Source organism: Archangium violaceum Cb vi76 (genome assembly GCF_000733295.1).
Taxonomy (GTDB): Bacteria; Myxococcota; Myxococcia; order Myxococcales; family Myxococcaceae; genus Archangium; species Archangium violaceum.
Genome location: NZ_JPMI01000201.1, coordinates 12,315 through 37,140, shown reverse-complemented (window position 1 = coordinate 37,140; position 24,826 = coordinate 12,315). Strand labels below are relative to the sequence as shown.

The following is a 24,826-nucleotide window of genomic DNA, read 5'->3' as shown; positions in this document are numbered from 1 at the left end:
GGCGGGCCTGTCGCTACTACCGCCCTGATGCACCGCGCCATATCTTGCCCGGCGCGGTGGCACAACTGCCTCCCGAGCGAGGAGGCAAGCTCCTGGAGGATTCCGAATGGCAGCAGTGCTCGAGCAGGCCCGTTCCGGTGCGGTCCCCGTCGGGGGGGCCTTCCTGTTCAACGACGTGGGCTCGGTGCGCATCACCACACCCGAGCTGTTCACCGAGGAGCAGCGTCTCTACCTGAAGACGGCCCTCCAGTTCTCCACCGAGCAGGTCCTCCCCCAGGCCGAGAAGATCGAGGCCAAGGACAACGCGCTGCTGCGCGACCTGCTGCGCCGGGCGGGCGAGCTGGGCCTGTTGATGATCGACATCCCCGAGGCCCACGGCGGCCTGGGCCTGGACAAGACCACCTCGCTGCTCATCGCCGAGGCCATGAGCCTGCAGGGCTCCTGGTCCGTGTCCTTTGGCGCGCACACGGGGATCGGCACGCTACCGATCGTCTGGTTCGGCAACGAGGCCCAGAAGCAGAAGTACCTGCCGAAGCTGGCCACCGGCGAGCTCGTGGCGGCCTACGCCCTCACGGAGCAGGGGAGTGGCTCGGATGCGCTCGGGGCCAGGACGAAGGCCGTGCTGTCCCCGGATGGCAAGGAGTGGATCCTCAACGGCTCCAAGCTCTACATCACCAACGCGGCGTTCGCGGACGTGTTCGTGGTGTTCGCCAAGGTGGACGGCGACAAGTTCACCGGCTTCATCGTGGAGCGGGGCTCGCCCGGCTTCACCGTGGGGCCCGAGGAGCACAAGATGGGCATCCGCGGCTCCTCCACGTGCCCGCTCTACTTCGAGGACGCGCGGATTCCCCGCGAGAACCTGCTCGGCGAGGTGGGCAAGGGGCACAAGATCGCCTTCAACATCCTCAACTACGGGCGGCTCAAGCTGGGCGCGGGCGTGCTCGGCGGCATGAAGCTGCAACTGCGCAACGCGCTGCTCTTCGCGCAGGAGCGCAAGCAGTTCCAGACGGCCATCGCGAGCTTCCCGCTCACCCGGGAGAAGCTGGCGCGGATGACCACGCTCATCCACGCGGTGGAGAGCATGACGTACCGCACGTCGGGCCTGGTGGACGCGGTGATGGCGGGGGCGGACAAGACGGCCGCCGACTATTCCGCGCGCCTCATCGCCGCCATCGAGGAGTACGCCATCGAGTCCTCCATCATGAAGGTGTACGGCTCGGAGGCGCTCGGGTACGTGGTGGACGACGCGGTGCAGATCCACGGTGGCGCGGGCTACATCGAGGAGTACCCGGTGGAGCGCGCCTACCGGGATGCACGCATCAACCGCATCTTCGAGGGCACCAATGAGATCAACCGGATGCTCATCGCGGGGATGCTGCTCAAGCGCACGATGAAGGGCACGCTGCCGCTCTTCGAGGTGGCGCAGGCGGTGGACGAGGACCTGACGGCGGAGCGGCTGCCGAAGGCGCGGGTGCAGGACGAGCTGGCCGCGGAGGAGCAGGCGGCGGAGAACCTCAAGCGCCTGGCGATCTACACGCTGAAGGTGGCGGCGGAGACGTTCGGGGCGGAGATCGAGCAGCGCCAGGAGGTGCTGGCCACGGTGGCGGACATCGTGATGGACGCGTACGCGCTGGACTCGGTGGTGACGCGCACGCGTCAGGCGGCGGGGGAGGGGAAGCTGGACGCGGTGCGGGTGGCGATGGCGCGGCAGTTCGCCACCGAGGCCAACGTCCAGTCCTACGCCCGGGCCCGGCGCGCGCTGTGCGCCACCGTGAAGGGTGACGCGCTCGAGGAGCACCTGGCGAAGGTGGCGCGGCTGGAGCTCTTCACGCCGTACGATCCGGTGGAACTGCGCGAGACGATCCTCCAGGCCGTGGAGAAGGCCAGCGGCTATCCGTTGTCCGCGGTGTAGGGCCCGGAGGAGCGTTCCCGCTCACGGCATGCGCATCACCGCGTCCATGCCGAAGCAGACGCGGGCGCGCCAGGGCGCGGGCGGCATGGACTCGAGCGACAGCAGCTTCTCCAGCCGCTCCGCCGAGTCCGGGAGCAGGGTGCCGAAGGTGACGCCGAAGGTGGGCAGCACCTCGGGCCCTCCCGCCGACGTCCACGCCACCTCGCCGTGCAGCATCATCGTGCCCAGCGCCAGGTCCATCTCCAGCAGGAAGGGCATGCCCACCTTCACCGAGGCCGGCAGCGCGGGCGCCTCCACCTCCAGGCCCACCCCTCCCCGCGACAGATCCCTCACGAAGAAGGGCGGCGCGAAGGGCGTCTCCTCCTCCATCGCCGGCAGGTGCAGCGGGACGCGCGGGTAACGCCGCAGCTTCTCGAACTCCTGGAGATCGAAGATGCGCTGCAGCACCGCGTCCAGTCCGCCTCGATCCTGCCCCGGGTCGTACTTCACGGTGATCATGTGGCGCCCGTTGGGCTGCGCCGTCACCCGCACCACCTCGCCCACCACTTCCACCGGCGCGGCCACCCCGGGGTTGTGCATCTCGAAGACGAAGCGCGTTCCCACTGGCAGGCTCTTCTGTGTCTGCAGGGTCACGCCTCCCCGTCCGATGCTGCGCGTGTACTCGCTCAGCAGCGCCTCGGGTTTCTTGTAGGCCACCTTGAGGCGTACCTCGCCGTGGGCTCGGTTCGTCGCGTTCTGGCTCATGGCAGCGGTGCTCCCCTGTAAGGACTCGGCGGGTGGATCATAGGGCAAAAGCAAGGCCGGGCCTCCAGCTTGGAAGTCCGGCCTCGGAAAAGCGACAGCGGGCGGGCGACTAGGTCTTCGGCAGCTCGCCAGCGGTGATGGAGAGGGTCTCCTTGGTGTACACGTGGCTGCCCTCGGACGTCTTGATGGTGCCATCGAGTACCAGCGACACGTTGCCGGAGTGCGCCGAGGTGGCGGTGAGTTCCATGCTCAGGGCCACGTCCGCTTCGATGTAGTCGGAGATCTCGCCCTCGATGCTCAGCTTGCCCTTCATCGTGGTGATGAACGCGAAGCGCTGGAGGGTCGGGTCGATGGCGAAGCGCATCGCGTACGCCATCTTGCCGTTGTACTCGTTCTTCCCGTCCTCGTTGCAGCCATCGTAGTTGACGTCGTAGCTCAAGGTGCCGTTCTGGCCGACGTTGGTCAGGTCCACGCTCCAGCTCACTTCGCCGCTCGTGTGGCACTTATAGGAGACAGATGCGGTGAGGGCGCCGCTGGCAAGTGCCTGCCTCACCAGGGCATCCGCGGACTTGTTGCTGTTGCGACCCACCGGCTGAGACGCCTGGAAGGCGGCCTGGGCTGCACCCTCTTTGCCACCGCCCAGCTTCGCACCACCACAGGCCACCAGGCCCAGGGTCATCGCGGAGAGCACCATCAGACGAGTCAAGCGGTTCATGCGTGCACCTTCATTTTCTGTGAGGTCCCCGCCCCCCGGCCGGGATGCGAGGTGTGAGCGGCCCTGCACAGGCGCTCAGCGGGCGGCAGTAATGCAGAGCCCTCTGGCCGGGGTCAATTCCGCACCCGCCGATCCACTCGTTCCCACCCGCGCCCCCCACCCGCGCCCCCCTCCTCGGGTTTTCCCGCCCGACACGGACCTGTACGCGCCTGTTGCATTTCTTGACCGGGTAGGGGGCCGCGCGTATTTTCCGCCGCCCAAAGTGGATCGGAGTGGGAACGGGTGGCGTCATGTGGATCGGCCGGGCTGACAGGGTGGACTTCTTCGCGTGTTCCGAGGCGTCTATGAGCACCAGATCGACGCGAAGGGGCGCACCAGCCTCCCGGCACGGCTGCGCGAGACGCTCGTGGGCTCGTACGACGAGCGCCTCATCATCACGACGGCGTTGGACCCCTGTCTCCATGCCTACCCGGTGCGCGAGTGGGAGCAGCTCGAGGCGGCGCTCGCCAGGCGCAACCCGATGGAGCCAGGGGTGAAGACGCTCATGCGGCTCTACGTGGCCAGTGCGCAGGAGTGCCCGCTCGACAAGCTCGGGCGCGTGCTGATTCCGCCGTCGCTGCGCGCCCACGCGGGGTTGGACAAGGAGCTGGTGTGGGCGGGGATGGTGAAGGTGATCGAACTGTGGAGCCGCGAGGGCTGGGCCAGGGCCCAGGAGGAGGCGCGCAAGGAAGCCTCCAGCGCGGACGTCATGCGCGTGCTCACCGAGCTGCGCCAGTAGTGGGTTGAATTTTCGACGGGAAGCGGGAAACCCGGGAAGGTGGTGTCATGAACCAGGCAGCCGAAGCACAGGGCATCCGCGCGGTCTCCAGTGGGCGCGTGGAGACCCTCATGCTCGAGGGGGAGCTTCTGGAGAAGGACCTCACCCAGCTCTGCGAGGAGCTCGGGCTGCGCATGCAGCGGGGCCTCCGCAACGTGGTGCTGGACCTCGCCGAGGTGTGCCACCTGGACTACCGCGGCGTGAAGCCCCTGGTGGCCCGTGCCGAGGCCTTCCGCAAGGCCGGCGGGGACATCAAGTTGTCCGGGCTGTCTCCCTACCTGGCCGCCATCCTCCGGGCCGCGGGCGCTCATGATGTCTTCGAGCTCTACCCGCATATGAACGATGCCCGGGCCGCCTTCGCGCTCGCGCGGGCCCCGTTCGTCTAGGCGCCCCTTGGCTGACTTCAGCCACCAGACCGTCCTCCTGAATGAATCGGTGGACGTCCTTCGACCGGGAGCGGGGAAGGTGATCATCGACGGCACACTGGGTGGTGGTGGTCACTCCGAGGCGCTTCTCGCCCGGGGTGCGACCGTGCTGGGCGTGGACCGGGATCCGGTCGCGCTCCAGGCCGCCCGCGTCCGGCTCGCCGCGTACCCGGCCTTCAGCGCCCGGCAGGGCAACTTCGGGGACCTGCTCGAGGTGGCCACGGATCTGCTTCCGGTGGATGGCGTGCTGGTGGACCTGGGCGTGTCCTCGCCCCAGCTCGACGTGGCCGAGCGTGGCTTCTCCTTCCAGAAGGAGGGCCCGCTGGACATGCGCATGGGCGACACGGGCCGCACCGCCGCCGAGCTCATCGCCGAGGAGGACGAGGCGGAGCTGCGCCGCATCCTCGAGGAGTACGGTGAGGAGCCCTTCGCCCGGCCCATCGCCCGGGAGCTGAAGCGCTCGCTGCCCACGCGCACCCTGGAGGCCGCCGAGGCCGTCAAGCGCGCCGTGCCGCGCAAGGCCTGGCCCAACAAGATTCACGTGGCCACCCGCACCTTCCAGGCGCTGCGCATGGCGGTGAACCAGGAGCTGGAGTCCCTGGAGTCCCTGCTCGCCGCACTGCCCCGGCTGCTGAAGGTGGGGGGCCGCGCCGCCGTCATTTCGTTCCACTCGCTCGAGGACCGGAAGGTGAAGGAGACCTTCCGGGACATGGTGGGCAGCTGCAAGTGCCCTCCCGGGTTTCCGGTGTGCGCTTGTGGCGGCCAGGGTGACTTCACCCTGGTGTCGCGCAAGGCCATCGCGCCCTCGGACGAGGAGATTGCCGCCAACCCCCGTGCCCGGAGCGCGCACCTGCGCGTGGTGGAGAAGATTCGATGAGCCGCAGCAAGCCCGTGTCTCGTGGCAGTGGGAGTGGAGTGTCGGTGGGGGAGGTGCTGCTGCACCTGCTGCCCGCGGTGTTCCTCTTCGCCCTCTTCGCCGCCGTGGGCTTCGTCCACGTGGCGAGCCGCGTGCTGGTGGTGGACATGGGTTACCGCCTCTCCAAGGCCGAGGCCGAGGAGCGCGCCCTCATCCGGGAGAACGACCGGTTGAAGCTGGAGCTGGCCACGCTGAAGAACCCGGCGCGGCTGGAGAAGCTGGCGCGCGAGAAGCTCGGCATGTCCATGCCCGCGGGCTCGCTCGTCATCGCCCTTCCGGCGGAGCCGGCGGGCAAGAAGCGCAACGCCCGCGTGGAGGCCCGTGACGCCCGGAGCGTCCGCGTGGCCGATCGCGGTGCACCGCACTGAGGGGGGGCTGGCCGTGAGGGACTTCAAATCGGCGCGGGCTCCCGAGCCCAACCAGAAGTGGCTGCGGCTTCGCGTGAAGCTGCTCGCCTTCTTCTTCGTCACCCTGCTGCTGGCCGCCTTCGGACGCGCCGTGCAGCTCCAGGTGTTCGAGCGCGACAAGCTGCGCGGGCTCGCCCAGGATCAGTACGTCCGCCAGATTGAGATCCCCGCCCGCCGTGGTGACATCTTCGACCGCCGCGGCACGCCCTTCGCCCAGAGCGTGGAGGTGGACTCCATCTGGGTGGACCCCTCCATGCTGCCGGACGTGAAGCAGGCCGCGCGCTCGCTCGCGAAGGTGCTCAAGCTGGACGTGGAGGAGCTGCACGCCCGGCTCGCCCGTGCCCGGCGCTTCGCCTGGGTGAAGCGTCAGGTGACGCCCCGGGAGGTGGAGGCGGTGAAGGCCCTGGGGCTGCCCGGTTTCGGCTTCACCAAGGAGCCCAAGCGCTTCTACCCGCAGAAGGAGCTGGGCGCGCACGTGGTGGGCATGGTGGGCCTGGACGGCCACGGCCTCGAGGGCCTGGAGCTGGCCTTCGAGGACGAGCTGTCCGGGCAGAACTCGCGCCTGTCCGGCTTCCGCGACGCCAAGGGCCGCAAGCTGCTCGTCTCCGGCGCTCCGGACACCATCGAGCGCCAGGGCGCCTCCGTCACCCTCACCATCGACCGCCACCTCCAGTTCGTCGCCGAGCGGGCCCTGAGCCGCGCGGTGGAGGAGGCCAAGGCGGTGGCGGGCATGGTCATCGTGCTGGAGCCGAAGACGGGGGAGATCCTCGCCATCGCCAACCACCCGCGCTTCAACCCCAACGCCCCCGAGAAGGAGGCGCGGGCCAGCATGCGCAACCGCGCCGCGCTCGATGTCTTCGAGCCCGGCTCGACGATGAAGGCCTTCGTCGTGGCCAGTGCGTTGGATGAGAAGGTCATCAAGCCGGAGGACCTCTTCTTCTGCGAGAATGGCGCGTGGAACATTGGCCGGCACACCATCCACGACACCCACCCGCTCGGCTGGCTCACCCCGCAGGTGGTGCTGCGCGAGTCCTCCAACATCTGCTCCGCCAAGATTGCCCAGCAGCTGGGCCGGGAGCGGCTGGTGAAGTCCTACCGCGACTTCGGTTTCGGCGAGCGCACCGGGCTGGCGCTGCCCGGCGAGGGCAAGGGCTCCATTCCCTTCCCCAAGGCGGAAGTGTCGCTGGCCACCCAGTCCTTCGGGCAGGGAATGAGCGCCACCGCCGTGCAGATGGCCGCCGCCTGGGGCGCGCTGGCCAACAACGGCGTGCTGATGCGCCCCTACCTCGTCTCCAAGGTGGTGGACCCGGACGGGGTGGTGCTACTGGAGAACCGGCCCACCGAGGTGCGCCAGGCCGTCTCGGCCGCCACCGCGAAGAAGGTCATCTCCATGCTCGAAAGCGTGGTCACCAAGGAGGGGACCGCCCCCAAGGCCGCCATGGAGGACTACCGGGTGGCCGGCAAGACGGGCACCGCCCAGAAGGCGGATCCGGTGGCCCGGGGGTATTCCGACAAGCGGCTCGCCTCCTTCGTGGGCGTGGTACCGGCCGAGAATCCTCGCGCCGTCATTCTCGTGATTGTGGACGAGCCCAAGACGGACGTGTACGGGGGAAAGGTGGCCGCCCCTGCTTTCAAGGAAATCGCTACCGCCGCCATGGCCCACCTGGCCGTCCCTCCCTCGCGAGAGGTGCCGCTGCCGTCCACCGCCCTGCCGGTGGCGGCCGCCCAGCCCCCTCCCTCGAGTGCGGAGACGGCTCAGCCCATGGTGTCGGAGGCAGTCACCGAGAACGTGGAGCCTGGCTCCGTCCGCGTTCCGGATGTTGTGGGTCAGGCGGGGCGCGAGGCGGTGACGAAGCTGCTCTCCTCGGCCCTGGAGCCTCGATTGTTGGGTAGTGGACGCGTTGTTTCGCAGAGTCCCGCCGCCGGTGCGCTGGTGGAGAAGGGTGCGCGAGTGACGCTGGAGCTGGCGGCGCGGCAATGAGGCCGCGGGACAGCTCAGCCTCGCTGCGGCTGCATGTGAAGGGGAAACGATGAAGCTGACGGATGTCCTTGCAGGGTGTGGTGCCGAGCAGACCTCGGGCGGCCGGACCCCGGTCGACGTGACGGGGGTGTCGCAGGACTCTCGCAAGGTGAAGCCGGGCGACTTGTTCGTCGCCGTGCCGGGCACGAAGGAGGACGGCGCCCAGTTCGTGGGTGAGGCCGTATCTCGCGGGGCCGTGGCGGTGGTGTCGGAGAAGTCCCTGTCCTCGCAGGTGCCCTTCTTCAAGGTGTCCAACGCCCGCAAGGCGCTGGCGCTCATCGCGGCCAATTTCCATGGCCGGCCCGCCGACAAGCTCACCATGCTGGGGGTTACGGGCACCAACGGGAAGACGACCACCACCTATCTGCTCGAGGCGATGGCCACCGCGGCCTACTCCTCCACGGGCGTCATTGGCACGCTGGGCTACAAGGTGGGCGGCCAGTTCCACCCCACGGCCCACACCACGCCAGACCCGCTGGAGTTGCACCGCATCCTCAAGGAGATGGTGGACGCGGGCGTGGAGACGGTGGTGATGGAGGTGTCCAGCCACGCCCTGCTGCAGGAGCGTGTGCACGGCATCACCTTCAAGGCCGCGGCCTTCACCAACCTGACGAGGGATCACCTCGACTACCACAAGGACCTGGAGGAGTACTTCCAGGCCAAGCGCAAGCTCTTCGTGGAGAACCTCTCCCAGACGGGCGTGGCGGTGGTCAACGGGGACGACACCTACGGCACCCGCATCTACAACGAGCTGCGCGGCCAGAAGCGCATGGCGTGGAAGTTCAGCCGCCTGGGCAACGGGGAGATCTCCGCCGCGGACGCGTCCTTCAGCCTGCAGGGCATCAAGGGCGTGCTGAAGACGCCCGCCGGTGACATCCCGGTGAAGAGCCGGCTGCTGGGGCCGCACAACCTGGAGAACATCCTCGCGGCGGCCGGTCTGGCGCTGGGCGCGGGCTTCGCTCGCCGCAAGGACGTGCAGCTGGGCATCGAGCGCATGGGCAGCGTGCCCGGCCGCATGGAGCGGGTGGAGAACCACGGCCCCGCGCAGGCGCCGGCGGTGCTGGTGGACTACGCGCACACGGATGACGCCCTCAAGCGCGCGCTCGAGGCGGCGCGGGCCATGGCCAAGGGCCGCGTCATCGTGGTGTTCGGCTGCGGTGGGGACCGGGACCAGGGCAAGCGTCCGCTCATGGGCACGGCGGCCGCCGAGGCCGCGGACCTGGCCGTGGTGACGAGCGACAACCCGCGCACCGAGGATCCCGAGGACATCATCTCGCAGGTGACGCCGGGCCTGGAGAAGATCGGGATGCGCCGCATCTCCGCGGGCAAGGCCAAGAGCGGGGAGAAGGGCTACCTCGTGGACGCGGACCGCAAGGCCGCCATCGAGACGGCCATCTCCCTGGCGAAGGAGGACGACGTGGTCCTCATCGCCGGCAAGGGGCACGAGACGTACCAGATCATCGGTACCGAGAAGCGCTCCTTCGATGACCGCGAGGTCGCGGCCCGGGCGCTCGCCATCCGTACCTGACGGAGAGCCGCGGACCCTTTCTATGCCCGTACGATTCTCGGACGAGCAGGTGGTACAGGCGGCCGGGGCCACCCGTCGCGGCGCTCAGCCGGCGGCGGAGTTCACGGCCGTCTGCACCGATACCCGGGCCCTGGTGCCCGGGTGCCTCTTCGTGGCGCTGCAGGGCGAGCGCTTCGATGCGCACGACTTCCTCGCGCAGGCCGCCAGTGCAGGGGCGGCCGGCGCCGTGGTGAAGAAGGGCAGGGCGCTCCCCCAGCTCCCGGAGGGCTTCGCTCTCTACGAGGTGGAGGACACCCTGGCGGCGCTCGGCGGGCTGGGGCGTGCGCACCGCGAGCGCTTCCGGATTCCGGTGGGCGCCGTGGGTGGCTCCAACGGGAAGACGACCACCAAGGAGATGGTGGGCGCCATCCTGGCCGTCCGGGGTTCCGCGCTGAAGACGGAGGGCAACCTCAACAACGAGGTGGGGGTGCCCCTGACGCTGTTCCGCCTGGAGCCCTCGCACGTGGCGGCCGTGGTGGAGATGGGGATGAACCGTCCCGGCGAGATGACGCGGCTCACCCGCGTGTCGAAGCCGGACGCGGCCGTCATCACCATCATCCAGCCCGAGCACCTGGAGGGCCTGGGCAGCATCGAGGGCGTGGCCGAGGCGGAGGGCGAGATGTTCCGCGAGCTGCCGCCCGAGGCCGTGGCCGTGGTGAACGTGGATGACCCGCTCATTCCGCCGCAGGCGGCGCGCAGCCGGGCGAAGAAGCTCACCTTCGGCCGGGCCGCCAACGCGGACGTGCGGCTGGCGGGCGTCACGCCGCGCGGCCGCGAGGGCCTGGCCGTCACGGTGCACTACCAGGGCCGGGACTGGCCGGTGAAGCTGTCCTTCATCGGCGAGCACAACGCCCTCAACGCCACGGGCGCCTTCGCGCTGGCGGTGGCCCTGGGCTACTCCCCCGAGGAGTGCGTGAAGGGCCTGGAGGCGGCGAGGCCGTACGCGCGCCGGCTCAACGTGGTGGACGGCCTGCACGGCGTCACCGTGGTGGACGACTGCTACAACGCCAACCCGGCCTCCATGGCCGCGGCGCTGGACACGCTGCGCTCGCTGGTGCAGCCCGGTGGCCGGAAGGTGGCGGTGCTCGGGGACATGTTGGAGCTGGGGCCCGGCGAGCTGGAGGAGCACGCGCAGCTGGGCACGCTGGCGGCGGGCAAGGCGGACCTGGTGGCCTTCTTCGGGCCTCGCTCGCGCAAGGGGTACGAGGCGGCGGGGCTGGGTGACAACGCGGCGCACTTCACCGAGGTGGAGCCGCTGTTGGCCTGGTTGCAGCCCCGGTTGAGGGCCGGCGACGTGGTGCTGGTCAAGGCGAGCCGTGGCATGCGGCTCGAGCGGGTCGTGGCGGGCCTGACGGGTGCCGCCGCGCCTGGAGGTAGCCACTAGGTGCTGCTCCTCATCTACGAGTGGATTCAGGGCACGGACGCGGCCCGGTTGCTGAACTTCCTGCGCTACCCCACCTTCCGCATCGTCGCGGCGGCGGTGGCCTCGCTGCTGCTGGGCATGTTCGTGGGCCCGAGGCTCATCGCCTGGCTGCGCCTCAAGCAGCACGGGCAGAGCAACGTGCGCGAGGACACCCCGGACACGCACCAGAAGAAGAAGGGCACGCCCTCCATGGGTGGCGCGCTCATCCTCATGTGCATCGCGTTCGGCACCTTCGTCTTCGCGGACCTGAAGAGCCGCGCGGTGTGGGCGGCGCTGTTGCTCACCCTGGGCTATGGCTTCATCGGCTTCCTGGACGACTGGCTCAAGCTGTCCAAGCGCAACTCCAAGGGCCTGGCGGGCCGGTACAAGATCGTCCTCCAGACCTTCTTCTACCTGGTGGCCATCTTCGGGCTCATGTGCACGTGGACGGGGCCGGATGGCGCCTTCACGGGGCCGAAGCTGCTCATCGACACGAAGCTCACGCTGCCCTTCGTGCCCACGCACTGGTTCAACCCGGACTTCGGCTGGTTCTACGTGTTCTTCGCGTGGATCGTCGTGGTGGGCACGTCCAACGCCGTCAACCTGACGGACGGTCTGGACGGCCTGGCCATCATGCCCACCATCATCGCGGCCTCCACCTTCGCCATCCTCTGCTACGTGGCGGGCTCGTTGACGCGCATCGCCGACGTGGAGACGGTGGAGGGCGTGACGCGGGTGGTGGGCGTGCCCCTGTGGCGCTACCTCGGTGTCCCCGAGGTGCCCGGTGGTGCCGAGCTGGCCGTCTTCTGCGCCAGCATCGTGGGCGCTGGCATCTCGTTCCTCTGGTTCAACGCCTACCCGGCCTCCGTCTTCATGGGCGACATCGGCTCGCTCGCGCTGGGCGGTGCACTGGGCGGGCTGGCGGTGCTGTCCAAGAACGAGGTGGTCTCCGCCATCATCCACGGGGTCTTCTTCGCGGAGATCCTCAGCGTGATGATCCAGGTGACGTCCTTCAAGCTCACCGGCAAACGCGTCTTCAAGATGGCGCCGGTGCACCACCACTTCGAGCTGAAGGGCATGGCGGAACCGAAGATCATCGTCCGCTTCTGGATCGTCGCCATCCTCTGTGGAGGCGTGGCGATTCTGTCGCTCAAGCTTCGGTAGGCAGTGTGGAGGGGTGGCGCGCATGACGCCCGACCTGAAGGACCGGAAGGCAGTGGTGTATGGGCTCGCCAAGAGCGGGTTGGCGGCCATCCGCCTCCTGCTGGCGAAGGGCGCGCGGGTGACGGCGCTGGACGCTCGCACCGAGGACGCCCTGGGCGACACGGCGCGCGAGCTGAAGGCGCGGGGCGTGACGCTCGTCACCGGCCCCACGCCGCCGGGGCTGCTGGAGTCGCAGCAACTCGTGGTGGTGAGCCCGGGCGTGCCGCTGGCGCTGCCGGACATCCAGAAGGCGCGCGCCGCGGGCGTGCCCGTCTGGGGCGAGGTGGAACTGGCCGGGCGCTACCTTTCGCACCTGCCGTTCATCGGCATCACCGGCACCAACGGGAAGAGCACCACCACGGCGCTCACCGGGGAGCTCTTCTCGCGCGGTGGCCGGCGCACCTTCGTGGGCGGCAACCTCGGGCGCCCGCTGGCAGAGGCGGCCCTGTCCCCCAATGACTGGGACGCGCTGGTGGTGGAGCTCTCCAGCTTCCAGCTCGAGGGCATCGACACCCTGCGGCCCAAGGGCTCCACCCTCCTCAACCTCACGCCGGACCACATCGACCGGTACGCGAGCCACGAGGCCTACGGCGAGGCCAAGGCCCGCATCTTCCGCAACCAGGCGGAGGGTGACTTCGTCGTGGTGAACGCGGACGACGCGCACGTGCTGCGGCTGGCCGAGGCCGCGAAGGTGCCCGTCTACGGCTTCAGCCTCACCGGGCGTCCGGTGGCCGCGGCGCCGAAGCTCGCGGGCATGGCGGTGGCTCGGCCCGGTGGCTTCCGTTTCGAGGGGGCGGGGGAGACGGGCGAGTCCTTCACCCTCACCAACCGCGCGCTGCGCGGGGCCCACAACGCGCAGAACGCCATGGCGGCGGCGCTGCTGGCGCGGCTGGCCGGCGTGGCGCACGAGGCGGTGCAGGCCGGACTGGACAGCTACCCGGGTCTGCCCCACCGGCTGGAGAGCGTGCGCGTGCTGGAGGGCGTGGAGTGGGTGAACGACTCCAAGGCCACCAACGTGGACTCGGTGCTGGTGGCCCTGCGCGCCTTCCAGAAGGACGTGCTCCTCATCGCCGGCGGCAAGGGCAAGGGCGCTCCCTACCAGCCCATGGTCGACGAGGGCCGCGGCAAGGTGAAGGGCGTGCTCACCATCGGCCAGGACGCCGGGACGATCGCCCAGGCGTACGAGGGCAGCTGTCCCGTCTACGCCTGCGAGACGCTCGCGGAAGCTGTACGGCGGGCCAGGGCCCTGGCAGGATCCGGCGACACTGTACTTTTGTCGCCCGCATGCGCCTCCTACGATCAATTCCAGAACTTCGAGCACCGGGGCGACACGTTCAAACGCCTCGTGAGGGAGCTCTGAGCCCATGAAGGCCATTGCCGCTCCGTCCTCCGCCCCGGTGCGGTTCGATCCGCTGCTCCTGTGCGCCGTCCTGTCGCTCGTGTCGCTCGGCCTGGTGATGGTGTACTCGGCGAGCGCCGTCATGGCCCAGGACAAGCTGGGTGACAGCCTCTACTTCCTCAACCGGCAGCTCGTGGCGGCCGGCATGGGTGTGGTGGCGATGGCGGTGGGCATGAAGGTGGGCTGGCGCCGGCTGGCGCGGCTCGCGTACCCGCTGCTGCTGGTGACGCTGGTGCTGCTGGTGCTGGTGCTCATCCCGGGCATTGGCACCACGGCGGGCGGCGCGCGGCGGTGGATCCGCTTCCCGGGTTTCGGCCTGCAGCCGGCCGAGGTGGCCAAGGTGGCCTGGGTCGTCTACCTCTCGTACTCGCTGGCCAAGAAGCGCGAGAAGGTGGCCAGCTTCTCCGTGGGCTTCCTCCCGCACCTGATGTTGTGCGGCCTGCTGGTGGGCCTTTGTATGTTGCAGCCGGACTTCGGCAGCTCGGTGCTGTTGGTGTTCCTGCTCTTCGCGCTGCTGTTCGCCGCGGGCACGAAGTTGAGCTACCTGGTGGGCTCGGTGCTGCTGGCGCTGCCCCTGGCGTACGCGGCCATCGCCAGCAGCCCCTACCGCATGAAGCGCGTGCTGGCCTTCCTGGACCCGTGGGCCCACCGCCACGACATCGGCTACCAGGTGGCCGAGTCCCTCATGTCCATCGGCTCGGGTGGCCTCACCGGCCTGGGACTGGGCGACGGCCGGCAGAAGCTCTTCTTCCTCCCCGAGGCCCATACGGACTTCATCTTCGCCATCATCGGCGAGGAGCTGGGGTTGGTGGGGGTGGTGCTGCTGGTGTCGCTCTACGGCATCGTCATCTGGCGCGGCATCCGCGCGAGCCTCGCGGCCCCGGAGGCGTTCGGCACGTACCTGGGCCTGGGCCTCACCTCCATCATCGCTTTCCAGGCCACGGTCAATATGTGCGTGGCCATGGGGTTGTTGCCCACTAAAGGACTGACGCTTCCGTTCGTGTCCTACGGAGGTACCTCCCTGGTGGTGCTCATGGGGGCGGCCGGTGTATTGCTCTCGCTCAGTGCCAGCGCCGAGGGTGCTGGCAACCGGACCCTGCGCTCCGGCGGTGACATGAGGGAGGTGGCGGCGTGAAGGTGCTCATCGCGGGAGGCGGTACGGGCGGTCATCTCTACCCGGGCATCGCCCTGGCCGAAGAGGTGGTGACGCGCCACCACGCCAACCAGGTGGTGTTCGTGGGCACCGAGCGCGGCCTCGAGGCCCGCGTGGTTCCCCGCGAGGGCTACCCGCTGGAGACCATCCGGGCGCAGGGCCTCAAGGGCAAGGGCCTGCTGGGCCTCATCAAGGGCCTGCTCGCGCTGCCCATGTCCTTCATCGAGTCCATCCGCATCCTCCAGCGCCAGAAGCCGGACGTGGTGGTGGGCGTGGGCGGCTACGCCAGCGGCCCGGTGGTGCTCGCCGCTGCGCTGATGGGCATCCCCACCGCCGTGCAGGAGCAGAACGCGCTGCCGGGGCTCACCAACAAGGTGCTCGGCAAGTTCGTCCGTGTCGTCTTCACCGCCTTCGAGGACGCCGCCCACTTCTTCCCCTCGCGCAAGGTGCAGCTCGTGGGCAACCCCATCCGCCGCAAGCTGATGGAGAACTTCCTGCGCTCGCGCGTGGCGCACGAGAAGTTCTCCCTGCTCGTCTTCGGCGGCAGCCTCGGGGCCCGTGGCATCAACCAGCGGATGATCGACGCGCTGGACCACCTCCAGGACATCAAGGAGCAGCTCCACATCGTCCACCAGACGGGCAAGAACGACCTGGAGACGGTGCGCAAGGGCTACGCGGACAAGGGCTTCGAGGCCCAGGCCCAGGTGGTGGAGTACATCGAGGACATGTCCAGCGCCTACGCCAAGGCGGAGCTCGTCGTCTGCCGGGCGGGTGCCACCACGCTGTCGGAGCTGACGGTGGCCAAGAAGGCCAGCATCCTCATCCCGTTCCCCTTCGCCACGGACAACCACCAGGAGGTGAATGCCCAGGCGCTGGTGAAGGCGGGCGCGGCCCTCATGTTCCGCGAGTCGGAGCTGACGGGGCAGCAGCTGGCCGCGGAGATCCGCCGCCTCAAGGACGACCCGGAGAAGCGCCGCCAGATGGAGAAGAAGGCCGGCCTGCTGGGGCGCCCCGAGGCCGCCAAGGAGCTGGCGGACGTGCTCGTGGACCTGATGGTGAAGACGTACGGGCCCTCCGGCCGGGCCGAGGCCCGCGGCGAGGACCCCAACCCCAAGAAGCCCAAGAAGTCCAACGGCGGCGAGAAGCCGCCCGGCGGCGGCGAGACGCAGGCTGGCGGCAACGAGAAGCAGGTCTGAGGAGACGACACCCGTGACGAACAACCGCCCCGCCAGGCCCGCGAGCCTCTTCAAGACGCGCCACGCCGCGCATGTGCACTTCGTGGGCATCGGCGGCATCGGCATGAGCGGCATCGCCGAGGTGCTGCTCAACCAGGGCTACAAGGTGTCCGGCTCGGACCTCAAGGCCAGCGACATCACCCGCCGCCTGCAGGGCATGGGCGCCACCATCTTCGAGGGCCACCGCGCGGACAACCTCGTCCACGCGGACGTCGTCGTCATCTCCTCGGCGGTGCGCAAGGACAACCCCGAGGTCGTCACCGCGCGCCAGCGGAAGATTCCCGTCATCCCCCGCGCGGAGATGCTCGCCGAGCTGATGCGGCTCAAATACGCCGTCGCCGTCGCCGGCAGCCACGGCAAAACGACAACCACCTCCATGGTCGCCACCGTCATGTCCGCCGCGGGTCTGGATCCCACGGCCGTGGTGGGCGGCAAGGTGAACGTGCTCGACTCCAACGCCAAGCTGGGCAAGAGCGAGCTGATGGTGGTGGAGGCCGACGAGAGCGACGGCAGCTTCCTGCACCTGCACCCGTCCATCACCGTGGTCACCAACATCGACCCGGAGCACATGGACCACTACGGCACGCTGGACAATCTGAAGGACGCCTTCACGGCCTTCTGCAACCGCGTGCCCTTCTACGGCCTCAACGTCCTGTGCCTGGACAACCCCAACGTCCAGTCGCTGCTGCCGCGCCTGGAGAAGCGCTTCGTCACCTACGGCAGCTCGCACATGGCGGACTACCGGCTGGAGGGCATCCGGCTGGAGGGCTTCACCACCCGTTTCGAGGCCTTCCGGCGCGACGAGCCGCTCGGTGAGTTCCGCGTCCGCATGGTGGGCGCGCACAACGCCCTCAACGCCCTGGCCGTCATCGCCGTGGCCGAGGAGATGGACATCCCCCTGGACGTGGTGCGCAGCGCCCTGTCCGAGTTCGGCGGCGTGCAGCGGCGCTTCACCGTGCGCGGCGAGGCGGCCGGCGTCACCGTGGTGGACGACTACGGGCACCACCCCACCGAGGTGCAGGCCACGCTCGCGGGTGCCCGGCGCGCCTTCGGCCGGCGCACCGTCGTGGCCTTCCAGCCCCACCGCTACACGCGCACGCATGATCTGCTGAACGAGTTCGCCACCTCCTTCAACGACGCGGACGTCGTCTTCGTCACCAGTGTCTACGCCGCGGGCGAGGAGCGCATCCCCGGCGCCACCGGCGACGTCCTGGCCGAGGCCGTCCGCGCCCACGGCCACCGCGACGTCACCTTCGTGGAGAAGCGCACCGAGCTGGCCAAGGCGCTGCTGCCCCGGCTGCGCGAGGGCGACATCGTCCTCACCCTGGGCGCCGGCGACATTACCCAGGTGGGCCCCGAGCTCGTGGAGCTCCTCAAGCAACACGGCACGGCGAAGGGCGACTAGGGCATGACGGCGGGTTTCTCCTCATCGTCCCTGCCCGAGCGGCTGGGGCGCCTGTCCGGTGTTGACGTGACGGCGGGTGCGCCGCTCGCGCCCCTCACGAGTGTGCGCGTGGGTGGCCCGGCCGAGGCGCTCGTCCGCCCGCGCTCCCCGGACGCCCTGGTGGCCCTGCTGCGCTTCCTGCGAGAGGAGGGCGTGCCCCTCACCGTGCTCGGCGGAGGCGCCAACACCCTCGTGGGAGATGGGGGCATCCCCGGCGTCACCGTGAAGCTCCCGAGCGACCTGTTCCCCGAGCTGGCCGAGGTGGGCGCGGAGGAGGGGAGGCTCACCCTCGGCGCGGGCGCGGCCATCGTTCGGCTCTGCAACCAGATGAGGGCCAACGGTCTGGTGGGCGCGGAGTTCCTCGCGGGCATTCCCGGCACCCTGGGCGGCGCCGTCACCATGAACGCGGGCACCAAGAATGGCGAGTGCTACCGCGTGGTGGAGGCGGTGGAGGTCGCCACCGCGGACGGGGTGGGGTGGATTCCCAAGTCCCGGATTCCGCACGGTTACCGCCACACGGAGCTGCCCCGGGGCGGCGTGGTGACGCGCATCCGCTTCTTGCTGCCCAAAGGGGACCTCGAGGCCTCCAAGAAGGCCATGGACGAGGACCTCGGCTACCGCAAGCGGAGCCAGCCGCTGAGCCAGCCCAACTTCGGCAGCGTCTTCGCCAATCCGCCGGGCGACTTCGCCGGGCGCCTCATCGAGTCCGTGGGACTCAAGGGCCACATCATCGGCCGCGCGCAGGTGTCCACCCTGCACGCCAATTGGATCGTCAACCTGGGCGGGGCCACCGCCCACGACGTGCTCTCGCTCCTCACCCTGATGCGGACTCGCGTGCGCGAGGAGCGGGGTGTCGAGCTCCAACCCGAAGTCAAGCGTGTAGGGGTCTTCCAGCCATGAGCGGCTTCTCCAAGGACGAGCTGAAGCGGAAGCGGGTGGGTGTGCTGTTCGGGGGCCTCTCCTCCGAGCGCGAGGTGTCCCTGCGCACCGGTGCCGCCGTGTCCAAGGCCCTGCGTGGCCTGGGCTACGACGTGGTGGAGATCGACGTGGGCAAGGACCTGCCCGCGCGCCTCGCCGCCGAGAAGGTGGAGGTCGCCTTCATCGCCCTCCATGGCCGCTACGGCGAGGACGGCTGTGTCCAGGGTCTGTTGGAGTGCATGTTCATCCCCTATACGGGCAGCGGCGTCATGGCCTCGTCCCTGGGCATGGACAAGGTCTTCGCCAAGCAGGTCTTCATCGCCCACGGCATCCCCACCCCTCCCTACCGTGCCTTCCGCTCGGGCGACGAGGCCCGGGCCGCCGTGGACTCGCTCCCCTTCGGCCTCCCCGTCGTCGTCAAGCCCTCCCGCGAGGGCAGCAGCGTGGGCGTCGCCATCTGCAAGACCCGTGACGAGTACCTCGCCGCCGTCGAGGCCGCGTCCAGGCTCGCCGGCTCCATCCTCGTGGAGCAGTACATCAAGGGCCGCGAGGTGCAGGGCGGCGTCCTGGACAACGAGGCCCTCGGCGTCATCGAGGTGGTGGCCGCCCGGGAGTTCTACGACTACCAGGCCAAGTACCAGTCCGGCGGAACCACACAGTACCTCTTCCCCGCCCCCCTCCCGCCGGATCAGTATGAGCGCGTGAACCAGGTCTGCCTTGCCGCCCATCGCGCACTCGAGTGCAGTGGAGGCTCCCGCTCGGACGTCATCCTGACGCCGTCCGGTGAAGTCTTCCTGTTGGAGATCAACACGCTGCCCGGAATGACCGAGTCCAGCCTGCTGCCGAAGATCGCCGCGGGCCGGGGCATCGACTTCCCGGGCCTGTGCGAGCGCCTCCTGCAAGGCGCCACTCTCAAGGCCTGAGAGGCCCCCCTCCCCAGAGTGAAGTGGACGTGCGGGGCCCCTTCAGGGGACCTGGGCGCTACAGCGACGTGGCTGTAGCGAAAAACTGGCGTGGAGATCCAACCCGGCGCAGCATGCGCCGACGCACACCATGGCTTTCGGTAAATCCAAGAATCGTCGCCGCCAGGACGCCGCCCAGACGAAGGCGGCGGTGACGGGAGCCGTGCGCTCGCACGGTCCTGGCGTGCTCAAGGCGATTCTACTGACCGGTCTGACATGCGCCTGGGTGTGGGGCGGAATCGAGCTGCGCCGCTGGGCGCTCAGCTCGCCCACCTTCCTGTTGAAGGAGACCACCTTCAGCGGGCTGGAGCGGGCCGCGCCGGGCGAGCTGCTCAAGCTGTCCGGGCTGACGGTGGGGCAGAACCTGTGGGCGCTGGACGTGGAGACGCTGGAGCGCGCCATGGCCACCCACCCCTGGGTGAGGACGGTGGAGGTGCGGCGCCACTTCCCCTCGAGCGTGTCCGTGGAGGTGTCCGAGCACGTGCCGGCGGCGCTGGCGACGCTGGGGGACCTGTACCTGGTGGCCGAGGACGGCGAGCCCTTCAAGCGGCTGCAGCCCGGGGACAAGCTGGACCTGCCGTTGATTACGGGGATGGACCGGGAGGGCTACCTGGCCGACGAGGCGAAGACGCGCGAGCGCTTCCACCAGGCGCTGGAGGTGGCGCGGGCCTACGCGGCCACCGAGCCCGGCAAGCGCCAGCGGTTGAGCGAGGTGCGGGTGACGGCGGAGGGGCTGGTGCTGGTGCTGGCGGACGGGACGGAGGCGCGGTTGGGGGAGGGGGACACGGACGCCAAACTTCAGAGGCTCTCGCGCGTGCGCGAGGAGCTGCGTGCCCGCGGGCTGTCCGCGGAGGTCATCCACCTGGAGAACCGGGCTCGGCCCGGCTGGGTGGCGGTGAAGCTTTCGAGCCCCGCGTCCGAGAGGAGCGGGGCCTCGCAGTAGGAACGCGCCCCTTTCACGAGAGTGGGGGGCCTGGGAGGGTTGTCATGGCGAAGCAGAAGTCCGGGGAGATCATCGTCGGCCTCGACATCGGCACGACGAAGATCTGCGCCATCGTCGGGGAGCTGACCGACAGCGGGATCGACATCATCGGCATCGGGACGCACCCGTCGAAGGGTCTCCGCAAGGGCGTGGTGGTCAACATCGAGGCGACCGTGTCCTCGATCCGCCGCGCGGTGGAGGAGGCCGAGCTGATGGCCGGCGCGGAGATCTCCCACGTGTACACCGGCATCGCCGGTGGCCACATCAAGGGCTTCAACTCGCAGGGGATTGTCGCGGTGAAGGACAAGGAGGTCCGCGAGCCGGACATCGCGCGCGTCATCGACGCGGCGAAGGCGGTGGCCATTCCCCTGGATCGGGAGGTCATCCACGTCCTGCCGCAGGAGTTCATCATCGACGACCAGGGCGGCATCAAGGAGCCGCTGGGCATGGCGGGGGTGCGCCTGGAGGCGAAGGTGCACATCGTCACGGGGGCGGTGTCGAGCGCGCAGAACATCGTGAAGTGCGCCAACCGCACGGGCCTGAACGTGGCGGACATCGTGCTGCAGCCGCTGGCGTCGGCCGAGGCGGTGCTGGGCGAGGACGAGAAGGAGCTGGGCGTGTGCCTCGTCGACATCGGCGGAGGCACGACGGACATCGCGATCTTCTCGGGCGGGTCGATCGTGCACACGGCGGTGATTGCCCTGGGCGGCAACAACCTGACGAGCGACATCGCGATTGGCCTGCGCACCCCGGCGCACGAGGCCGAGCGCATCAAGCAGAAGTTCGGATGCGCGCTGGCGTCGATGGTGAACAAGGACGAGACCATCGAGGTGCCGAGCGTGGGTGGGCGGCAGCCGCGGGTGCTGGGGCGGCAGATTCTGTGTGAGATTTTGGAGCCGCGGGTGGAGGAGATCTTCCAGCTGGTGCACCGGGAGATCCAGAAGTGCGGCTACGAGGACCTGCTGGCCTCGGGAGTGGTGATCACGGGTGGCTCGACGCTGCTGGCGGGGATGCCGGAGCTGGCCGAGGAAGTGATTGGCCTGCCGGTGCGCCGGGGCATGCCGCGCGGGATTGGCGGGCTGGTGGACGTGGTGAAGAGCCCGATGTACGCGACGGGCGTGGGCCTGGTGGTGTACGGGGCGAAGCACCTGGACCGGCGGATGTTCCGGATCCGCGAGGAGAACGTCTACAAGAAGGTCAAGGGCCGCATGCGCGAGTGGCTCGAGGAGATCTTCTAGGCAGTTCCGTCAGTCTGGCAGTACCCCACCGGGGCCGCTCTCCTCCCAGCGGCCCCGGTTTTTTTCGTGGAGCGCATCATCGAGCGGAGAATCGCAGCGGGATGCTCTTCGCGGTTCTGTGGCAACACCGCCATGAGTTCTTCGTGAGGCCTTGCAGGCCGACTTGGCAACCCTGGTCCTGGAGTTCGGCTGGCGCGCGTGAAGTTCTCGCTGCGAGTGGCCATCGGCATGCTCCACCGGATGGGGCGCATCCGCCAGAGTGCAGCCCCATCGCTTTGCCTCGCGCTCCAGGCGGGACCACTGCGGCGTTGAGGCAGTCACGCTCCAGTCACGCTCAGGCTGAGATGCTGCCTTGGGGCTGTTCAGGGAATGCTCTGAGCCTGAATTCTTCAGAGTGCCGTGTGCTCTGTGCCCGTAACGGCTTGGAGCATGGGGAGTCGTCGATGCGAATGAGAATGCTGCTGTGCGTCGTGATCTTGGCAATCTTCAACAGTGGGTGTGTCATCCACATGGGCGCGCTGTTCAACGATATCTCCGAAACTGTCAAGGACGCTATGCGAGACACCGGCCCCGCTCCAGTCGCTTGGTATGGTATCGACTTCAGAGATACCGAACTCTATGGGCTCTTTGGTCGATACGAGTCCTTTAATTCCCTGGCCTCCTTCGACCAGCAGTTTCCTCGCGTGGCGCTCACTGTGATTGATGTTCCGCCCAATCACTTCGAGAACTTCATGGATCCCACCAAATCCTGTTGGAGGCTGCGCGCGAAGATCTGGCAGTCCATGGAGGAATACAAATTTGTCGAACCCTTCCACTGGTGCAGTCCTCGTGATCTGCTGCCAGCCAGTGTTCCGGTGGACTCCGTAGAGAAATGGTTCTCCATCAAACTGCTCAGCTTCCATACGGGGAACATTCGTCAAGAGGGCCCCATGCCACCGGAATCAGCCCTCCCGACCGATCTCAAGCATCAGGAGTTTTGGCGCTCTTCGTCCTTCTCGACCAATTCGATGAACGGAAAGATGCTGGTCAGCCTGCTGTATCATATGGGTTTTGATTGGACCAACCTTGAGGACCGGCGCGTCTGGATCGTAGAGTTCTCACAGACCCGCTGGGACAGCCCCTCGAACAGGTGAACCGATGAACCTATCATGGAGTGTCGTGCTACCCAGGCTCCTCGTGCTGATGCTGATAGCAAGTGGCGCGTTCGCACAACAGGTCCCTGGCACGCAGTATAAGACCGAGGGGAATAACAGCCCTATGTTTCCCAACAACAACGGTCCGATCAACGTCAATTACACCGTGCAAGGTCGCAAGGATGCTCGCACGGAACTGGCGACGCGAGGCATCCCCTGGGGCACAGAAGCCTTCTGTCAGGCGCTCATCCACGGTGACGAGACGGCGGTAACGCTCTTTCTGAAGGGCAGGATTGACCTCTACGGGGAATGTCAAAAGACGTATGCGATCGCGAAGTTCATTTCGGATACGAAGGAACTGGGGAACTTCGAACGGATCTTCAATCTGCTTCTCAAGCATGGCCTCAATGTTGACCACAAGCTCAAGCAGCGCTTGTCGTCCGGCATGACGACGCTGGCGGAGCATGCCGTAGCCGCAGAGCACTTAAGGGCATTTCAGCTGCTCTGGAAGGCGAGCAAGAAGAAGGAAGCGGCTCGAATCCGGGCCGCCATCGAGAAGAAGATCGCCGAGCGTCAGAAGGAGCAGCACGGTGATGGGGCTTCAAAGGCCCAAGCAGGGGACACGGGTCGTGCGGCGCTGATCAAGATGCTGCTTGAGCTGGATCGAAGCAACCAGTTCATGCTCACAGGATACAAGGCGCACGCTGGCCCAGTTGGGTGGGTGCTTGAGTTGGAAACCAACAGCATCGTCGACCAGATCAGCTATGAGATCAACAACGAGCGGAAGACCGTCTGGAATACAACATGGTTGCCCATCGCGATCGAGGGCTTCACGAAGCCGCATACGCCTGTTCATGTCGAGGCCCGCGATGTGCATGGCCGTGCTCTCCAGGTGACGCTCCTCATTGACCGTGAGGATCTCCAATGAGCGTGCAGCACGGGCGAGCTCACGTCGCGATGCGGGTCCTGCTGGTCATGGTGCTTGCCTCGACGGACCTGGGATGCCTCGCCATCCAGACGGTCAGGCGGGGGGGCATTGTATTCGCCATTCCCCGCCTGAAGAGCCGGCTCGATAAAGAGCCCAGGCCCGTGGATCCTGCGGACCCCGAGGAACTCTTTGCCAGGGAGTCGTTCAGTGCTGGCAGCTACATCTTCGTCATGCTGAACCGCGCCGCGGTTTCCACGCTCGAGGTGACTCCGGATGGTCTCTTCCTGAAAGGAGCGGAGCGAGAGAGAGCGTCGGGTCGCGCGGTGCAAATTCTTGAGGATTTCCACAAAGATACACGCGCCTCGTTAGACCCCACGAACGAATCCTTGCAAGTCAAATACTACTGGTATACGCACCATGACTTGGTGACCCCAAGGTGGGAGGGTGATGCGCCGCTGAAGATCGCGCGGGATCAATTCTATGAGGATCTCAAAAACGCGCTCGCACGCCATGGTGGTCAGCCTGTCGTACGTGTCAGGATGCCACTCGTGGCTGCGCAAAGCAGGAAGGAACCGGGTGCTCCAGAGTTGGTGGCCTGCGTCGTCGTTCACGATGACTCGTTCCATGAACCCAGGAATTACTTTGCCTATCTGGCGGGGGTAGAACCCACCCAGGTGAAGCTGGAAGTAAAGGATCGATCGAGTGTGCGCGAGCTTGACGCCAAGCTCCAGGCTTATCTTTGCCGGGCTGAGTTCAGGTCGCTGGATCCTCGCCCGGGCTCGTTCGTGGGCTCAAAGACGCTGTACCAGTCCGTCGTCACCTCTTACCTTGGCAGGAGATCAGACACCGGTGGCAGGCTGGATGGGTTGGAGTTCATCAGCCGGTACCTTGCGGCGACCATCATCAATGCGTTTCAGCGAGGCGTCGAGCCTCCCCACCAGCCGGTAGGCCTGTTTGTCGAAACGAAGATCCGGCAGATGCATGAGAACGAGGGCGACCGCCGCTTCGTGATGCATCGCTTCGTCGAGGGCGAGCGAGGAAAGGTGCTTGCCAAGGCGCTAGTAGACGCGGTTGAGCTTATCGAGCGAGCTTCTCGCACGCGTCCGCCCGACGAAGATGCGTTGGCGCACAAACTTCGGCTGGCCCGGGAGTTCTCCGATGATTCCCGGCTGCGCGAGCCGGTGCGCCGTGTGCTCAAGATGTTTCTAGAGTCCGCGTTCTTGTTGATGCCCGAGTACACAAAAAATATCCTTCACTCCTCTACTGCCGTGAAGGTGAGCGTCAGGACTGGAGCGACCCGATAACA

The 24,826-nt window shown here is 67.8% G+C and carries 22 protein-coding genes; 20 read left to right on the top strand and 2 right to left on the bottom strand.

Annotation, left to right across the window (positions count from 1 at the left end; genetic code table 11):
- Positions 1 to 106 precede the first annotated feature (106 nt).
- Positions 107 to 1,912, top strand: coding sequence for an acyl-CoA dehydrogenase family protein (locus Q664_RS26690; protein WP_052518704.1), 1,806 nt, complete (start codon positions 107 to 109; stop codon positions 1,910 to 1,912).
- Positions 1,913 to 1,933: 21 nt separating this feature from the next.
- Here the strand turns inward: Q664_RS26690 and Q664_RS26685 are convergent, their stop codons facing one another.
- Together Q664_RS26685 and Q664_RS26680 are read right to left on the bottom strand one after the other, a co-directional pair.
- The gene (locus Q664_RS26685) at positions 1,934 to 2,656 is read right to left on the bottom strand and encodes a PilZ domain-containing protein (protein ID WP_043401730.1); all 723 of its coding nucleotides are present in this window, start codon (positions 2,654 to 2,656) and stop codon (positions 1,934 to 1,936) included.
- A 109-nt stretch (positions 2,657 to 2,765) separates the two neighbouring features.
- Positions 2,766 to 3,371, bottom strand: a complete 606-nt coding sequence (locus Q664_RS26680; protein ID WP_152622361.1) for a hypothetical protein — start codon at positions 3,369 to 3,371, stop codon at positions 2,766 to 2,768.
- Positions 3,372 to 3,699: 328 nt separating this feature from the next.
- Here Q664_RS26680 and mraZ point away from each other — a divergent pair, with 328 nt between their 5' ends.
- From mraZ to Q664_RS26585, 19 genes are all read left to right on the top strand, one after another.
- Positions 3,700 to 4,149: a division/cell wall cluster transcriptional repressor MraZ gene (mraZ, locus tag Q664_RS26675; RefSeq protein WP_043401725.1), complete on the top strand. Its 450-nt coding sequence runs from the start codon at positions 3,700 to 3,702 to the stop codon at positions 4,147 to 4,149.
- 47 nt (positions 4,150 to 4,196) lie between these two features.
- The gene (locus Q664_RS26670) at positions 4,197 to 4,574 is read left to right on the top strand and encodes an STAS domain-containing protein (protein WP_043401724.1); all 378 of its coding nucleotides are present in this window, start codon (positions 4,197 to 4,199) and stop codon (positions 4,572 to 4,574) included.
- A gap of 7 nt (positions 4,575 to 4,581) precedes the next feature.
- A complete protein-coding gene (gene rsmH / locus Q664_RS26665) occupies positions 4,582 to 5,490 on the top strand; it encodes a 16S rRNA (cytosine(1402)-N(4))-methyltransferase RsmH (protein ID WP_043401722.1) in 909 nt (302 codons plus the stop codon).
- The gene (gene ftsL / locus Q664_RS26660) at positions 5,487 to 5,897 is read left to right on the top strand and encodes a cell division protein FtsL (RefSeq protein WP_043401719.1); all 411 of its coding nucleotides are present in this window, start codon (positions 5,487 to 5,489) and stop codon (positions 5,895 to 5,897) included. The genes rsmH and ftsL overlap by 4 nt, the downstream gene beginning before the upstream one ends.
- Positions 5,898 to 5,910: 13 nt before the next feature.
- A complete protein-coding gene (locus tag Q664_RS26655; RefSeq protein WP_043401868.1) occupies positions 5,911 to 7,917 on the top strand; it encodes a penicillin-binding protein in 2,007 nt (668 codons plus the stop codon).
- 49 nt (positions 7,918 to 7,966) lie between these two features.
- The gene (locus Q664_RS26650; RefSeq protein ID WP_043401716.1) at positions 7,967 to 9,484 is read left to right on the top strand and encodes a UDP-N-acetylmuramoyl-L-alanyl-D-glutamate--2,6-diaminopimelate ligase; all 1,518 of its coding nucleotides are present in this window, start codon (positions 7,967 to 7,969) and stop codon (positions 9,482 to 9,484) included.
- A 22-nt stretch (positions 9,485 to 9,506) separates the two neighbouring features.
- Entirely contained in the window at positions 9,507 to 10,907 is a 1,401-nt protein-coding gene (locus Q664_RS26645) for a UDP-N-acetylmuramoyl-tripeptide--D-alanyl-D-alanine ligase (RefSeq protein ID WP_043401714.1), read from the top strand.
- The gene (gene mraY, locus Q664_RS26640) at positions 10,908 to 12,089 is read left to right on the top strand and encodes a phospho-N-acetylmuramoyl-pentapeptide-transferase (protein WP_043401711.1); all 1,182 of its coding nucleotides are present in this window, start codon (positions 10,908 to 10,910) and stop codon (positions 12,087 to 12,089) included.
- Positions 12,090 to 12,111: 22 nt separating this feature from the next.
- On the top strand, positions 12,112 to 13,488 hold the full coding sequence (murD, locus tag Q664_RS26635) for a UDP-N-acetylmuramoyl-L-alanine--D-glutamate ligase (protein ID WP_043401708.1): 1,377 nt from the start codon (positions 12,112 to 12,114) through the stop codon (positions 13,486 to 13,488).
- Positions 13,489 to 13,492: 4 nt separating this feature from the next.
- Positions 13,493 to 14,662, top strand: coding sequence for a putative lipid II flippase FtsW (gene ftsW, locus Q664_RS26630; RefSeq protein ID WP_043401705.1), 1,170 nt, complete (start codon positions 13,493 to 13,495; stop codon positions 14,660 to 14,662).
- A complete protein-coding gene (gene murG / locus Q664_RS26625) occupies positions 14,659 to 15,876 on the top strand; it encodes an undecaprenyldiphospho-muramoylpentapeptide beta-N-acetylglucosaminyltransferase (protein WP_043401702.1) in 1,218 nt (405 codons plus the stop codon). Before ftsW ends, murG begins: the two co-directional genes overlap by 4 nt.
- A gap of 13 nt (positions 15,877 to 15,889) precedes the next feature.
- Complete coding sequence (murC, locus tag Q664_RS26620) at positions 15,890 to 17,320, top strand: UDP-N-acetylmuramate--L-alanine ligase (protein ID WP_043401699.1); 1,431 nt, start codon at positions 15,890 to 15,892, stop codon at positions 17,318 to 17,320.
- A 3-nt stretch (positions 17,321 to 17,323) separates the two neighbouring features.
- Positions 17,324 to 18,259 (top strand): UDP-N-acetylmuramate dehydrogenase, encoded by a 936-nt coding sequence (murB, locus tag Q664_RS26615; protein ID WP_043401696.1) that lies wholly within the window; start codon positions 17,324 to 17,326, stop codon positions 18,257 to 18,259.
- Positions 18,256 to 19,200, top strand: coding sequence for a D-alanine--D-alanine ligase (locus Q664_RS26610; RefSeq protein WP_043401693.1), 945 nt, complete (start codon positions 18,256 to 18,258; stop codon positions 19,198 to 19,200). Before murB ends, Q664_RS26610 begins: the two co-directional genes overlap by 4 nt.
- Positions 19,201 to 19,330: 130 nt before the next feature.
- Positions 19,331 to 20,182 carry a cell division protein FtsQ/DivIB gene (locus Q664_RS26605; RefSeq protein ID WP_043401690.1) on the top strand — a complete coding sequence of 284 codons (852 nt, stop codon included), beginning with the start codon at positions 19,331 to 19,333 and terminating at the stop codon, positions 20,180 to 20,182.
- Positions 20,183 to 20,226: 44 nt separating this feature from the next.
- On the top strand, positions 20,227 to 21,459 hold the full coding sequence (ftsA, locus tag Q664_RS26600; RefSeq protein WP_043401686.1) for a cell division protein FtsA: 1,233 nt from the start codon (positions 20,227 to 20,229) through the stop codon (positions 21,457 to 21,459).
- A 449-nt stretch (positions 21,460 to 21,908) separates the two neighbouring features.
- Positions 21,909 to 22,592 carry a hypothetical protein gene (locus Q664_RS26595; RefSeq protein WP_152622360.1) on the top strand — a complete coding sequence of 228 codons (684 nt, stop codon included), beginning with the start codon at positions 21,909 to 21,911 and terminating at the stop codon, positions 22,590 to 22,592.
- Positions 22,593 to 22,635: 43 nt separating this feature from the next.
- Positions 22,636 to 23,520 carry a hypothetical protein gene (locus tag Q664_RS26590; protein WP_160174509.1) on the top strand — a complete coding sequence of 295 codons (885 nt, stop codon included), beginning with the start codon at positions 22,636 to 22,638 and terminating at the stop codon, positions 23,518 to 23,520.
- Positions 23,517 to 24,824, top strand: coding sequence for a hypothetical protein (locus tag Q664_RS26585; protein ID WP_043401679.1), 1,308 nt, complete (start codon positions 23,517 to 23,519; stop codon positions 24,822 to 24,824). The genes Q664_RS26590 and Q664_RS26585 overlap by 4 nt, the downstream gene beginning before the upstream one ends.
- The last annotated feature ends 2 nt before the right edge of the window (positions 24,825 to 24,826 follow it).

Excerpts from the sequence above, each read along its gene's own strand:
- Q664_RS26690 (WP_052518704.1), top strand. The coding sequence starts at position 107 with ATGGCAGCAGTGCTCGAGCAGGCCCGTTCCGGTGCGGTCCCCGTCGGG.
- Q664_RS26685 (WP_043401730.1), bottom strand. The coding sequence starts at position 2,656 with ATGAGCCAGAACGCGACGAACCGAGCCCACGGCGAGGTACGCCTCAAG.
- Q664_RS26680 (WP_152622361.1), bottom strand. The coding sequence starts at position 3,371 with ATGAACCGCTTGACTCGTCTGATGGTGCTCTCCGCGATGACCCTGGGC.
- Q664_RS26670 (WP_043401724.1), top strand. The coding sequence starts at position 4,197 with ATGAACCAGGCAGCCGAAGCACAGGGCATCCGCGCGGTCTCCAGTGGG.
- ftsL (WP_043401719.1), top strand. The coding sequence starts at position 5,487 with ATGAGCCGCAGCAAGCCCGTGTCTCGTGGCAGTGGGAGTGGAGTGTCG.
- Q664_RS26650 (WP_043401716.1), top strand. The coding sequence starts at position 7,967 with ATGAAGCTGACGGATGTCCTTGCAGGGTGTGGTGCCGAGCAGACCTCG.
- Q664_RS26645 (WP_043401714.1), top strand. The coding sequence starts at position 9,507 with ATGCCCGTACGATTCTCGGACGAGCAGGTGGTACAGGCGGCCGGGGCC.
- murD (WP_043401708.1), top strand. The coding sequence starts at position 12,112 with ATGACGCCCGACCTGAAGGACCGGAAGGCAGTGGTGTATGGGCTCGCC.
- ftsW (WP_043401705.1), top strand. The coding sequence starts at position 13,493 with ATGAAGGCCATTGCCGCTCCGTCCTCCGCCCCGGTGCGGTTCGATCCG.
- murB (WP_043401696.1), top strand. The coding sequence starts at position 17,324 with ATGACGGCGGGTTTCTCCTCATCGTCCCTGCCCGAGCGGCTGGGGCGC.
- Q664_RS26610 (WP_043401693.1), top strand. The coding sequence starts at position 18,256 with ATGAGCGGCTTCTCCAAGGACGAGCTGAAGCGGAAGCGGGTGGGTGTG.
- Q664_RS26605 (WP_043401690.1), top strand. The coding sequence starts at position 19,331 with ATGGCTTTCGGTAAATCCAAGAATCGTCGCCGCCAGGACGCCGCCCAG.
- ftsA (WP_043401686.1), top strand. The coding sequence starts at position 20,227 with ATGGCGAAGCAGAAGTCCGGGGAGATCATCGTCGGCCTCGACATCGGC.
- Q664_RS26595 (WP_152622360.1), top strand. The coding sequence starts at position 21,909 with ATGAGAATGCTGCTGTGCGTCGTGATCTTGGCAATCTTCAACAGTGGG.
- Q664_RS26585 (WP_043401679.1), top strand. The coding sequence starts at position 23,517 with ATGAGCGTGCAGCACGGGCGAGCTCACGTCGCGATGCGGGTCCTGCTG.